This window comes from Streptomyces sp. NBC_00091 (assembly GCF_026343185.1).
In the GTDB taxonomy this organism is placed as follows: Bacteria; Actinomycetota; Actinomycetes; order Streptomycetales; family Streptomycetaceae; genus Streptomyces.
In genome coordinates this window covers 368887-382261 of record NZ_JAPEMA010000004.1, presented here as the reverse complement: position 1 = coordinate 382261, position 13375 = coordinate 368887, and the positions used below count along the sequence as shown (strand labels likewise).

Here is a 13375-nt window from a genome sequence, read left to right as displayed (position 1 = left end):
GACCTTCGACACATCGCTACGATGCGGCCATGCGGACGGAAATCAAGCGGTCGGAAATCAAAGAGAGTTCGGCGAGGGCGCCCGGGGTCACCGTGGCAGGAAAGGGACCCGCGGTCGTGCTGGCACACGGCGCCGCCGGCAGCGCCGCGGCGAACTTCGGCCCGCTGATCGCCGGACTCGCCCGGCACCACACGGTGATCGCCCCGGACTACCCGGGGTCGGGCGGCGTCCCCCTGCCCCCCGGTCCGCTCGAACTGGACGCGCTGGCCGACCGGTTGGCCGAAGCGGCCGCGGAGGCGGGCCACGACCGCTTCTCCGTCGTCGGCTACTCCCTCGGCGTGCCCGTCGCCGTACGGGCCGCCGCCCGGCACCGCCGCCGGGTGCGCTCGCTCGTCCTGACCGCCGGCTTCGCCGTACCCGATCCGCACCTGCGGCTCACCCTCGACCTGTGGCGCCACCTGGCGGCGGCGGGCGAACACGACGCGCTGGCCAGGCTCTTCCTGCTGCTGGGGCTCGATCCGGGCGATCTGGCCCGCCTCACGCCGCCCGCTCTGGCGGAAGCGGCCGGGGCCGTGGCCGCCGCCGTCAATCCCGGCATCCTGGCCCAGGCGGACCTGGTCGCGCGCGCCGACGTCCGGGCGGACCTGCCCGGCCTGGACCTCCCCACGCTCGTCGTGGCCACCGCCCACGACCGGCTCGTCCTCCCGGTCAACTCCGAACGCCTGGCCGCCGCCGTCCCCGGCGCCCGGCTCGCGTCGCTGCCCTGCGGCCACTTCATCGGCGGACCGCACTTCGCCGCCTGGGAGACCCTCGTACGGGAGTTCCTGGACCGCCCCGACCCGACCGAAGTGGCCCGCCAGGTCCGGCACTTCGACCACCACTCCCCCGAGTTCACCCCCGACCTCGCCCACGCGGTGCACGACGCGCTGCGCGAAGCCGGCCCGGTCGCGCACACCCCCGCGCACGGAGGGCTGCACCTGCTGACCCGGCACGCCGACGTGCAGGCGGCCATGAAGGACCACACCCTGTTCACCTCGGGCTCCGGCGTGTTCTGCCCCCGCGCCCCCGGCACCCCGTACTTCGCCCCGCTGGAATACGACCCACCGCTGCACACCGCCTACCGCAACCTGATGAAGCCCTCCTTCTCCCGCGCTGCCGTCGAGTCCCTGCGGCCCCGGATCGACGCCCTGGTGGCCTCCCTGATCCGCCCCCTCGCCCGGGCCGGCGGCGGCGACCTCGTGGAACGGGTCGCCGTACCGCTGCCACTGGCCGCCCTGGGCCTCGCCGTGGGGTTCTCCGAGGAGGCCCAGGGGCACATCCGCGCCCTGACCCGCACGACCTGGGAGCGCATGCCGAAGGACGCCGGACCGGACGGCTTCTGGCCCGCCTTCTCGGCGCTCTTCGACCGGGAGATCCGCCGCGCCCGCGACGAACCGGGGGACGACCACCTCTCCGCGCTCGTCCGCGCCGACTTCGACGGCCGGCCGGTCACCGATGAGGAACTGCACGTCATGCTCGTGTCCTTCGCGGTGGCGGGCCACGAGACGACGATGAACGCCCTGGCCCACCTGATGTGGAACCTCGCCCGCGACCCGGAGCTGGACCGCCGGCTGCGCGCCGCCCCCGAGCTGATCCCCGACGCGGTGGAGGAGACCCTGCGGCTGTGGCCACCGGTCGACCACGGCTCCCGCCTCACCTCCCGCGACACGACCATCGCGGGAACGGAGGTCCCGGCCGGCTCACGGGTCCTGCTGCTCACCGGCGCCGCCAACCACGACCCCGCGGTCTTCGACGCCCCCTGCTCCTTCCGGCTGGGCCGGGACGGCGCCGGCAGGCACCTGTCCCTCGGCTACGGCATCCACTTCTGCCTCGGCGCCCATCTGGCGCGCGCCGAACTGGTCTCCGTACTCACCGAACTGCTGCGCCACCCTCCGCTGCGACAGTGCGGCCCCGCCACCCGCAGGTACGAGAACGGACGCCACGTGGGCTTCGACCAACTGCCCGTCACCCTGTCCCCCCGCAACCCGTCTGCCTCACTCCGCACGACACCGCCCGGGAGGTAGGGAAACCTCGTGTGGAGTGCACGAGAACCCCCTTCGTGAAGAGGCACGCATGGACGAGGTCGAGCGGTACGAGCGCTACGTCGGCGGCAGCCCGGAAGCCGAACGGCTGATCTTCGAGCGACTGGCGGACGACCTCCTGCGGGTGCAGCTCAAGGTGAAGAGACGCAGCGGTTCCGCGGCCCTCGAGAGGACCTTCCACGCCAAGGCGGTCCTCGGCGTGGAGAACGCCCGTCTGCGGTTCCACGACGACCTCCCCGAGGCCCTGCGGACGGGCTTCGCCGCACCCGGGGCCGAGTACCCGGTCACGGTCCGGCTGTCCCACGCGAGCGGCGTCCGCCGGCCCGACTTCGCACCCGACTTGCGGGGGGCGGCGCTGCGGGTCGAGGTGGGGCCCGAGGAGACCCACGACCTGCTGATGACCAGCTTCCCGGTCTCCCACGCCCGCAACGCACGCGAGTTCGTCGCCTTCGCGAAGGCGATGGCGGGCGCCGAGTCGCGGCCCGCCAAGGGCTTCGCGCTGTTCGTCAAGCTGCCCCTGGCCGTCGGCTGGTCCACGGCCGGCCGCATGCGGCGCAACGTCATCGCGGGAACCGGGCGCACCCCGTCCAGCATGGCGCTGGAGACGTACTGGAGCCGCGGCGCGATCCTGTGGGGCGGCTCGGGACCGGTGCGCTACCAGCTGCGGCCCGCCACGGACGCCGCCACGGCACCGGCGCCCCCGCTCACCGATCCCGATTACCTGCGGCGCGAGCTGTCACAGCGGCTGCGCGAGGCGGACGTCGTCTTCGAGCTGTGCGTGCAGCGCTACGCGGACCCCCGGCGCACCCCCATCGAGGACGGCGCGGCCGAGTGGAAGGAGCAGGACGCGCCCGTCGTGCCCGTGGCCACGCTGACCGTCCCGCGCCAGGACATCCACTCCGCCGAGGCGCGCGCCGCCGAGACGCGGGTCGACCTGCTCGCCTTCAACCCGTGGCACACCTCGGAGGCCTTCCGCCCCCTGGGCAACCTCAACCGTGCCCGCAAGCTCGCCTACGAGGCGAGCAGCGCCCACCGCCTGGGCCGCCGCTTCCTGACGGTCGAGCCGCGGCGCAACGTCCTGCTCGGGGCACCGCTGCGGGCCGCCTTCCACGCCGTGAACCGCTTCGTCCCGTGGGACCGGCTGCCCACCCCGCTCGGCCTGCTGAACCTCATGGCCTTCCGGCAGACGCTGCGCCGGCACAACCTCATCGACACCGAAGTCCACGAGGCCCCGCCCAAGGCCCAGCCGGTGGAGCCACCCGTCGATGAGGAACTGCTGGTCAGGCGCAGCTACGACGGCACCTACAACGATCTGTCGGCGCCGCGGATGGGCGCCGTCGGCGCGACCTTCGGCCGCACCATGCCGCCCGTGTACCGCCCGGACCGGTTCGACACCCCGAACCCGGTCACCGTCAGCAGGGAACTGCTCCAGCGCGAGGCCTTCATCCCCGCGAAGTCGCTGAACGTCATCGCCGCCGCGTGGATCCAGTTCCAGGTGCACGACTGGGTCAACCACAAGAGGTTCCCGGTGGGCACCCGGAGCGTCGAGGTGCCCCTGCCGCCCGGCGGGAGCTGGCAGAACACCCCGGGCGGACCCCCCGAGAAGGTGATGCGCTTCGGCGAGGACGAGGCGCTGGACCCGGCCGGGGACGGTCGGTCGCCGATCGTGTTCGCGAGCGGCGTGTCGCACTGGTGGGACGGTTCGGAGGTCTACGGCGGCGACCAGGCCGTCGCGAGGTCCCTGCGCGAGCCCGACGGCGGTGCCGGGCTGCGGCTGGAGGGGGGACACCTGCCGCAGGGCCCGAACGGCATGCCGGTCACCGGGTTCAGCGACAACTGGTGGCTGGGCCTCAGCGCCGTGCACACCTTGTTCGCCCGCGAGCACAACGCGGTGTGCGAAGCACTGCGGCACGAGTATCCGTACATGGACGAGGACCGGGTCTACCACACGGCGCGGCTGGTCGTCTCCGCCCTGATCGCCAAGATCCACACGGTCGAGTGGACCCCCGCGATCCTCGCCACCAAGGCTCTCGACATCGGCATGAAGACGAACTGGCAGGGGCCGCCGAAGAACTGGCTCGACCAGCTGGGCGTCTGGCTGCTGGAGGCGAACGGGCAGGGCGGCATCCCCAAGACCCTGCCCGACCACCACGGAGCCCCGTACGCCCTCACGGAGGAGTTCGTCACCGTCTACCGGATGCACCCGCTGATCCCGGACGACTACGAGTTCGTCGACCACCGGTTCGGCCGGCGGCTCGACACCCTCGGCTTCGACGACCTCCAGGGCGCCGCCGCGGAGCCGCTCATCCGCAAGACCGGTCTGGTCAACTCCCTGTACTCGCTGGGCATCGCCAACCCTGGAGCGATCACCCTGCACAACTTCCCGCGCGCGCTCCAGACGTTCCACCGGAACGGGGAGGTGATCGACCTGTCCGTGGTCGACCTGGTGCGCACCCGGCGCCGCGGCGTCCCGCGCTACAACGACTTCCGGGCCGGCCTGCACAAGCCGCGGATCCGGCGGTTCGAGGACCTGTCCTCCGACCCGGAGACGGTCGCGCGACTGCGGGACGTCTACCGCTCGGTGGACGACATCGACACCGTGGTGGGGCTCTTCGCCGAGAACCCGCCCGCGGGCTTCGGCTTCAGCGACACCGCCTTCCGCGTCTTCATCCTGATGGCCAGCCGACGGTTGCAGAGCGACCGCTTCCTCACGGTCGACTTCCGGCCGGAGGTCTACACACCGCTCGGCATGGACTGGATCGAACGGGGCGGCATGACGAGCGTCATCCTGCGGCACTGCCCCGAGCTGGCGAGCGTCCTGCCGCGCGGGTCCAGTGCGTTCGCGCCCTGGCGCCCGGTCCAGCCCGTCCGCAACAACACCGGCCGCGGCCGGGGCTGAGCGGGAGAAGGCCATGACCGCACCCGAAGGCGCCGGCCGCCACCCCGGCCTGGAAGACCTCCTGGCCCGTCCGCTGCTGGAGACGGTCTTCAAGCGGCGCACCCACCGGGTCAGCAGGGGCGCCTCCGTGCCCGCCGGGTCGATGAGCTACGACTCCCCGCACCGGCCGGAGCCGCTGGACGAGCTGGAAGAGGCGGTGCTCATCGCCCTCACCGGCTCCTCGGGGCTCACCATGCCCGACCGGCCCTTCGAGGACCCTCGCGACCACCAGCCCATCATGGCCAAGCCGAACCTGAACATGACCGGGCGGACCGCCGGCAGCCCCGACAACGCGCAGGCCACCCACTTCTTCATGATCAACGACAGTGGCACGTACTACCTGAGGAAACTGCCTCCTTCCCCGGAACGCGCCTTCGACCCGGACACGCTGGTCGAACGGGCGCGCCGGGCGAAGGTGCGGGTACTGGACCACCGGCTGGACGTCGCCGAGGGGATGCGCGACTTCCCGGCCTACCTCGACTCCAACCGGTTCCTGTCCAACCTCCCGGGCACCACGCTCTTCCTGCCGGTGGTCGACCTCTCCCACCAGTACGTCAACGCGCTGATGTACCTGCTCACCCAGCCCGAAGGAGCCCGGCCCACACTCGTCGACGACCGCAACTTCTACCGCCCGGCCGGGGTGAAGAAGTGGATCAAGAACGGTTTCCTCAATGCCGGCCTCAAGATGCCGCTCGGCGCCCTGGGGCCGATGCGCACCCAGGTGGAAGCCGACCTGCTGCTGCAGAACATGATGCTGGTCGCGGACGCGATGGGGCTCGGTGCCTGGATCCACGCGACGATCAGCCCCCAGATCATGCTGGGCGACCCGAAGTTCTCCCGCGCCTACGGTCGCATGCTGGGCTTCGACTTCGTCACCCCGAAGTTCCGCCCCGCCGACATCCTGCGCTGGCACGTGCCGCTGCCGAAGTACGCCGAGCTGCGGGCCCACCCGGTGGGCCTGCGGGCCGGCGGTGAACACCTCATCAAGGCCGCCTGCCCTCCCAACCACCCGTCGATGCGGGACGCCGTCGACGCGGTCGTCCGGTCGAAGTTCGGCAAGGACGGCATCTACGCGGACAAGGAGGTCTTCGCCCGCATCTACAAGGACGACTACGCACAGCGCTACCTCGCCGAGGCCAGCGAGTACGACCGGCAGGTGATCGACTGCGTGCGGGACATCTGCGTGTACATCCACGAGACCCACGGACGGTTCCCCGCACACACCGACGCCGTCCACGTGCCCGGCATCTGGCTCCAGGCGCACCACGTCGAACCCGAGTACTACGACCGGTTCTTCCAGAACGGCCTGACCGACGCCCACCGTCGGCACGCCTCGCGCTGGGACGGATGAGGAAGGCCCGATGAGAGTCTACGAGGCCATCGTCAAGGGACTGGAGGGCGTCGGGGTACGGGCGGCCTTCGGGGGTGCCGGGGAGAACGCGGCCGGTCTGATGCTGGCGCTGAAGCATTCGGAGAAGATCCGGCCCGTCATCACCCGGCACGAGCAGGCGGCTTCCTTCATGGCCTGCGGCTATGCCATGTACACCAACCGGCTGGGCTTCTGCTTCGCGACGGCCGGGCCGGGTGCGTTCAACCTGTTCTCGGGGCTGGCCGTGGCCATGTCGGACTCCTACCCGGTCCTCGCCGTATCGGGATACGCGTCGATGAAGTGGCGCGGCTGGGGCTCGCTCAACGAAACCTCGGGCCTGAACGGCACGCCCGACTCCCAGGCCATGTTCGCCGCCACGACCAAGAAGTCCTTCCTGCTCACCGATATCGCCGACACCTGCGACGTCCTGGAGGAGGCGGTCAACATCGCCTTCGAGGGCCGGCCCGGGCCCGTACACATCCACGTACCCGAGAACCTGACCCACCGCGGCGTCGAGGTCACGGACTTCCGGCCGCCGAGGCTCGAGGTGGCACCGGTCCTGCCCGACCCCGCACGGGTCGAGGAGATCGCGGCGGTACTGGCGGAGGCCCTCGCCCAGCGGAAGCGGATCGTCACGCTCGTCGGCTTCGGCGCGGTGCGGAGCGGGGCGGGAGCCGAGATCAAGCGGCTGATCGAACGCTTCCAGATCCCGCTGCTCACCACCCTCGACGGCAAGGGCATCGTGTCCGAGGGTCATCCGCTCTCGGTCGGCGTGTTCGCCGACAGCGGCCACTCCAGCGCCTGGAAGGCCTTCCGCGAGGCCGACGTCGTGCTGTGCATCGGCAACTCCCTCAACCAGCACGCCACGTTCAACTACCGCGAGGACCTGTTCGAGAACAAGGTGCTCATCCATGTGAACATCTCGGAGGGCGAGTTCCACAAGGCCTACCGCCCCGACCACGCGCTGCTGTCCGACGCGCGTCCGGCAGTGGCCGCCCTCGTCGACGCCCTGGAGCGGAAGGTCGGCGAGGTCCCGGCCGTCGAGGTCGACGGCCGGGACTACGAGGCCCGGCACATCACCCACCTCACCGGAAAGATCCACCCCGGCGAACTCGCGCAGTCCATCGGCCGGATGCTGCCCCCGCAGGGGGTGCTGCTCGCCGACGCGGGCGCCCATCTGGCATGGCTCGGGTACTACGTCGAGCTCGAGGAGGGGCAGAACTTCCGCAAGGCCGGCTCCTTCGGGCCGATGGCCGGGCACGTCAACGGAGCCATCGGCCTGAAGGTCGCCCACCCGGAGCGGACCGTCGTCGTCGGCTGCGGCGACGGATGCTATTCGCTGTCCGGCTTCGAGCTGATGACCGCCGTCGAGAACGAGATCCCGGTCATCTGGGTCATCTTCAACGACGGGCAGTTCAAGCTGATCAAGCTGTTCCAGCTGGTCACGTACGGCGAGTCCGCGCTCGTCGAGTTCCAGAACCCGGACTTCGCCTCGTACGCCCGCGCGTGCGGTGCGGACGGCTACCAGGTGGAGACGCTCGAGGAATTCGAGGAGGCCTTCGGCGCGGCCCTGGCCTCCGGCCGGCCCACGATCATCGACGCCAAGATCACGCGCTGGGCGGTGCCGCACTACAGCCCTTCACCCGACGGCGTGATCGCCGGTCTCGTCGAGTCCGTGGAGGCACGGTTGCGGGGCTCGGAGGACTGAGGAGCCCGTAGCTACCGCGGCCGGGACGCGCTGCTGGCCAGGGTGTGCCAGACCGCCACGACGGCCCCCAGCTGGACGAGGAGGTAGGCCACCTGTGTGGACAGTCCGCGCAGTTGGTAGACCGACAGCAGCAACCCGAGGCGAGTGGGCCAGAACTTCCTCTCCTCGCTGAAGGTCGCCATGTCCATCCAGATGCTGGTGAGCGTCAGCACCAGCAGCATGAGCGCGACGTGCAGGAAGACATAGCCGAGTTCCACGTCGGTGATCTGGGCGACCAGGGCACCCACACAGACGGGGATGGCGTAGGCGGCGGTCAGACTCAGCGCACGCACGGGACTGCGGCCCCCCGGCAGCACGCGCCACAACGCCCCCAGGGCCAGGCCCGCGCCGGCCCATGTCACCTGCCACGCAAGACACTGCGCCACCATCTGCGGCACGCCGATGAGGTCTTGGAACGTGAGCATCTGGGTCCAGGAGTCCCTGAGGTAGCCGAGCCAGACAAGGGCGATGCTGGCCGGGATCCCGAAGCAGAAGGCCAGGCGCGCGGCGTACCGGGCATTCTCCCACCAGTCGCCACTTGGCGCCGGTCCCCAGCTGAGGGCGGCGTCCAGCACGGAGATCGGGGGCGGTGGACGATCCTCGTCCCACCCGTCGAACAGCCATAGGTGCAGCCGGTCCAGTTGCTTTTCCAGCTCCTCGCGCGTCAGGCCGCCCTCTGCGCGACCACGGTCCAACGAGTAGATCTTGTGATGCAGGTTGCGGTATTCATGGGCCTTCCTCAGCAAGACGCGTCGACCGCGCCTCGTACTCAGTCTTCGAATGCAGAACCGTTCTCCCCGGCCCAGCACGGAAAACCGTCGACCGACCCCGACAACGGCATACAAGCAGCCGATCATCATCAGGAGCCAGATACCGAACAGCACATTGGAACCCGCGAACTCAACCTGCCTGAACCCCACGGCAAGGGCGAAGATCGCGGCTGTCAGCAGGAGATTGACACCGGTCGGCTCCACCCAGGACCCTTCGCCCTTACCCTCAATCCGAGGCGGCCTGGCCTTGACACGGATGTGCAGCAGCGCGATGAGCGCGATGCCCGTCAGGAGCCACGCGTAGGCGTAGACCCATGTGAGGCCGAAGAATGCGAACTCCTGGAGAAAGTGGATGCGTTGGGAATCGCGGCCAGTCCCGGACGGGTCGATGAGCCAGTAGGGCCGCCCCCAGCTGCGCTCGCTCGTCCACCAGAAGGAAGCGATCAGGGCCGCTTCGACGACTGCCAGCAGGGCTCCCACGGCCAGGGTGCAGCGGACCGGCTTCTCGTCCCACACCGCACTCCAGGACTCCCGGACCATTTCCCCTGCCCGCACGAAGCACCACGCCCACGCCGCCATCGCGGCGAGCCACAGCCACAGCGTCGCCAGTCCCAGCAGCACGAGCCCGACGACACCGGGAGCGGCCTGCGGCCTTCGCGGCGTCAGGTCCACCGTCAGGTGGAAGACCTGAGGGTCCACGACCAGCAGGAAGCCGAACACGGCCACGGCTGAAGCAGTCACGGTTACGGCCCGGGCCTGACGGCGTTGGACGCCCTCGGCTCCGGACTCCTGCACGGTGGGGAACGACACGATGCGACGCCATGGACGGGCGGCGAGGAGCAGAGCCAGACCCCCTGCGATGGCGACGATGTAGCGCCACGACGGACTGATGGTTTTCGGCTCCAAGATCAGCAGGCGCAGCATCAGGACTACCGTCACGCTGAGTACGGCCCACAGCACGAGCACCCACTTGAACCCCCTCCATCCCGGCGGCCCGGATGACTTCTTTCCCGAGGCCCAGCTCACGGCCAGCACGATCACCGCCGAGGTGAACACCCACCATGTGGCGACACCCGCCCAGCCCAGGGACCACCACCTCTCGCCCACGTTGAAGGAGCGCTGCCAGGGCGGATCCACCTCGACCCGCACATTGACGGGTTTCACCTCGGACCACACCAGACGGTCCGAGTCGGCAGACGATGGCGTGGGAAAGATGTTATGGGCTTCGAGCCCATTCAATTTCACCTCGACCTGGCCCCAATTGATATTCTCCAGCGCCCTCGATGGCCGAAGAAATACCTGCCACTTCCGGTGATTCTTGGGGAAATCAATTCTCCACGGTCCGACCCTGAACACTCTGTCATGCTCGACCCATGCGATCGCCTCATAATTCACAGCGACCGCGTCGCCTCGCACGGTCACCAGCGGGTCGCGTAGGCGCCACTCACGAGGTCGCGGAACGTCTTCGTCCCAACGCAGCAGGCAGCGCATGGCATTTTGATGCGCGACAGTTTCCTCACTGAGCGCCAGATCTTCCGCGAGGGGCCACTCCTTCGACGAAAGACTAAAGGTCAAATTCGAGGTCACCTGAGCATAAACTCGGTCATGATAGTCGAAATCGAGCCTGGAAGTCAGATTTCGGGCCTTCAGGCTTCCCAGCTCGCAGGATTCGCGGTCCGCCTCGAACGCCTCTGCCGCACCTCCCCACCCCATGACGGCCACGATCAGCAGCAGAAACAGGAACCACCACCGGGTTTTCACGATCGCCTAGCGCCCCGTCCGCATCGCCTCGTCCAGCACCCCGACTGCGAAGGACGCTAAGCACGAGGTGTGGCCCCTCGCACGAGGACGCGCGGCCGTCGGCCGGTCCTCACCCTCCCGGCCGCCGCCATCCGGATTGCAGGAGAACAGTCGGCGATCGATGATGGGGTCGGGGGATCATCCCCTCACGCCCATGGGACATGTCATGACGAACACGAAGGAAACCACTACACGGAAGCCGCTCCCCCGCTTCGAGGAAGCCCAAGGGCTGGGGCCGTCGGACGCGGAGTTCGTGCGGGACCTGGTCGGGGTGCTCGAGAAGCACGGGAACCTGGACCGCTTCGGTCTGTGCCTCCTGCACGACCACTTCCCGCTCGCCGCGGACGAGGTCATGGTGGAGACGAACGACTCCGCGACGCGCACCCTGCACGCCCATGTGGAGAAGAAGGGGCGGACGCGGCACGTCAAGCCCTCGCAATGGAGGTTCGCGCCCCACGGCACGCAGCCCGGGGAAGGCCCCTACCAGGTCGTCATGCTGTGTGACCCGCTCGACCTCTGCCCGGGGGCCGAACGCCGCGACTGACGCCTCACACGACGACGACCTCGACGGATGCCACGGGGTTGCAGCCGTAGCCCCCGGCGTTCCACGGTGCCCGCAGCGGCTGGGTCCGCCCCTGCTCGTCGGTCGCGCGGGCCAGCAGCCGGTGCGGGCCGGGCCGGCGGGGCGTCCACGCGTACGACCAGCCGGTCCATGCGTACGGCCCGGACGCCGGCTCGTCGAGCACCGCGTCCTGCCAGTCCGCCTCCTCGGACTCCGCCCGCACCTCGACCCGCCGTACGGGCACCCCTCCGCCCGACCAGGCCCGGCCGCGCACGAGGATCTCCTGGCCGCGGCGGAGCGTGGAGTCCGGTGCGGGTGCGGTGATCAGGGACTTGACCCGCACGGTCGTCACGGGCCCGTCGGGGGTGCCCCGCGACGCGCGGTAGACGTACTCCTCCGCCTGGAAGACCCCGCCGAAGGGCTCCGTCACGGCCCGCGCCCCGACCAGCCACTTCACGTCGGCGACCGCGTACCGGCCCGGGACCACCAGACGGACCGGCGCCCCGTGCTCGGGCGTGAGCGGCTCGCCGTTCATGTGGGTGGCGAGGAGGGTGTCCGGGTGGAGGGCCACGGCGAGCGGGAGGCTGCGCTCGAAGGCCGCGGGGCGGCCGTGCACCGTGCCGGAGTCGGCTCCCGTGAAGACGATCTCCACGGCTTCCGGCCCGATCCGGGCCTCGGAGGCCAGTCGGTGGAAGGGCACCCCCGCGAAACGCGCGCACCCGACGGCGCCCTGCCCCCACGGCAGGCCGGGCGGCAGGGGTGACATCCGGGTGCGGTCGTTGCCCGCGCATTCCAGTACGACGTCGAACTCCCGGCGCCCCATCGTGAGCAGCTCGCCGTAGCCGAAGTCGACCGGCTCGGCCCCCGCTGCGCCGACGAGTCGCAGCCGCCACCGGCCGGGGTCCACCCGCGGGATGCCGAAGTGGTCGCGCACGAAGAAGGCGCCCACGGGCGTGACCGGCTCGGCGAGCGCGGCCGACGGCGTCTGGGCGTTGTACGGGTCGGCCGTGACCGTCTCGGGTGCCCAGACCGTACCGCCGGGTCCAGCGGGAACGGGCCGCACCGTCATGGCAACCCCCTTCGGTCACGCGCCCGTCGGGGGCGACGCAGGTGGGCTCCAGTTTACGTCCGGGCCCGGCGCTCTCACGGCCGCGACCGCGGAAAGATAGCAGTCCTCCGAGGGCTTGCCCGGATGTTTATCCGATGGTGATGGTCCTTCCGCAGCGGCACCTGGCGGGGCACTAGCGTCCCGTGGCACCCCAGGAGTGCGGGTGCGCACCGCACGGCGTGTGCGGCCACGGCCGCCCCCCGCCTCCTGCCGGCCCACGGAGCGAGGAGGCACAGTGCTGTCATTGCGACGGCGATCCGTCAGCGGCTTGTCGGTGGCCACGAGATACACGATCGGGAGCGGTCTGGTCATCACCGCCCTGGCCGTCACGCTCATCGCGCTGCTGATTCCCGTCTCGAAGTTCGGCGACCGGGCCTCGGCCGCCACCGCGGGGCCCGCCGCGCCTCCCGGTGTCGAGGACGACGGCGCCGGGACCATGAGCACGGCGTACGGGCCCCTGACCCCCGCCGACCGGGACTTCGTCCGCAAGGTACGGCTCGCCGGGCTGTGGGAGCTGCCCGCCGGACGGCAGGCCCAGCAGCGCGGGACCCGTCCCTCGGTGCGCACGGCCGGGGAGCACCTGGTGGAGGGCCACACCGAGCTGGACCGGCAGGTGCTCCAGGTCGGGCAGGCCCTCGGCATGGACCTGCCCGACAAGCCCAGCGCCCAGCAGCAGGACTGGCTGAACCAGCTGACGAACGCCCCCAACAGCGAGTACGAGCGGCTGTTCATCCAGCTGCTGCGCCGGGCGCACGGCAAGGTGTTCGGCCTGCTGGCGCAGATCCGGGCGCAGACCCGCAATTCCATGGTGCGCGCCCTCGCCACCTCGGCCAACGGCACCGTGCTGGACCACATCACGGTCCTGGAGGAGAGCGGCCTGGTCGATTTCGACTCCGTCTCCGACGCGGGCCAGGCGCCCGCCTCCCCCGCCAACCCGGCCCACCACCAGGGGGTTTCACCCCCTCAGATGTCCCACCGACGCAACGAAGTGAAGTGATCG

General features: G+C 70.3%; 8 protein-coding genes. 6 read left to right on the top strand and 2 right to left on the bottom strand.

The genetic code is table 11. The features are described from left to right. Nucleotides 1-116: 116 nt before the first annotated feature. Genes OOK34_RS34860 through OOK34_RS34845 form a run of 4 tightly spaced genes read left to right on the top strand, consistent with a single transcriptional unit; the run spans nt 117 to nt 8096 of the window. Nucleotides 117-2063, top strand: coding sequence for a cytochrome P450 (locus OOK34_RS34860; protein WP_267038176.1), 1947 nt, complete (start codon nt 117-119; stop codon nt 2061-2063). 49 nt (nt 2064-2112) lie between these two features. Next, a complete protein-coding gene (locus tag OOK34_RS34855) occupies nt 2113-4980 on the top strand; it encodes a peroxidase family protein (RefSeq protein ID WP_267038175.1) in 2868 nt (955 codons plus the stop codon). Nucleotides 4981-4993: 13 nt separating this feature from the next. After that, on the top strand, nt 4994-6370 hold the full coding sequence (locus OOK34_RS34850; protein WP_267038174.1) for a hypothetical protein: 1377 nt from the start codon (nt 4994-4996) through the stop codon (nt 6368-6370). Nucleotides 6371-6380: 10 nt separating this feature from the next. Then, a complete protein-coding gene (locus OOK34_RS34845; RefSeq protein ID WP_267038173.1) occupies nt 6381-8096 on the top strand; it encodes a thiamine pyrophosphate-binding protein in 1716 nt (571 codons plus the stop codon). A gap of 11 nt (nt 8097-8107) precedes the next feature. On the opposite strand, the gene OOK34_RS34840 is transcribed toward OOK34_RS34845, so the two are convergent. Beyond that, nucleotides 8108-10666 carry a DUF6185 family protein gene (locus tag OOK34_RS34840; RefSeq protein WP_267038172.1) on the bottom strand — a complete coding sequence of 853 codons (2559 nt, stop codon included), beginning with the start codon at nt 10664-10666 and terminating at the stop codon, nt 8108-8110. 205 nt (nt 10667-10871) lie between these two features. On the opposite strand from OOK34_RS34840, the gene OOK34_RS34835 reads away from it, so the two are divergent. Next, nucleotides 10872-11249, top strand: coding sequence for a hypothetical protein (locus OOK34_RS34835; RefSeq protein WP_267038171.1), 378 nt, complete (start codon nt 10872-10874; stop codon nt 11247-11249). Between the two features lie 4 nt (nt 11250-11253). On the opposite strand, the gene OOK34_RS34830 is transcribed toward OOK34_RS34835, so the two are convergent. Continuing rightward, nucleotides 11254-12336 carry a sulfite oxidase gene (locus OOK34_RS34830; RefSeq protein ID WP_267038170.1) on the bottom strand — a complete coding sequence of 361 codons (1083 nt, stop codon included), beginning with the start codon at nt 12334-12336 and terminating at the stop codon, nt 11254-11256. A 313-nt stretch (nt 12337-12649) separates the two neighbouring features. Between OOK34_RS34830 and OOK34_RS34825 the strand changes: the two genes are divergently transcribed. After that, nucleotides 12650-13372 carry a DUF4142 domain-containing protein gene (locus tag OOK34_RS34825; protein WP_323183526.1) on the top strand — a complete coding sequence of 241 codons (723 nt, stop codon included), beginning with the start codon at nt 12650-12652 and terminating at the stop codon, nt 13370-13372. The last annotated feature ends 3 nt before the right edge of the window (nt 13373-13375 follow it).

Coding starts and splice junctions, on each gene's coding strand:
- OOK34_RS34855 (WP_267038175.1), top strand. CDS start 2,113: ATGGACGAGGTCGAGCGGTACGAGCGCTACGTCGGCGGCAGCCCGGAA.
- OOK34_RS34850 (WP_267038174.1), top strand. CDS start 4,994: ATGACCGCACCCGAAGGCGCCGGCCGCCACCCCGGCCTGGAAGACCTC.
- OOK34_RS34845 (WP_267038173.1), top strand. CDS start 6,381: ATGAGAGTCTACGAGGCCATCGTCAAGGGACTGGAGGGCGTCGGGGTA.
- OOK34_RS34835 (WP_267038171.1), top strand. CDS start 10,872: ATGACGAACACGAAGGAAACCACTACACGGAAGCCGCTCCCCCGCTTC.
- OOK34_RS34830 (WP_267038170.1), bottom strand. CDS start 12,336: ATGACGGTGCGGCCCGTTCCCGCTGGACCCGGCGGTACGGTCTGGGCA.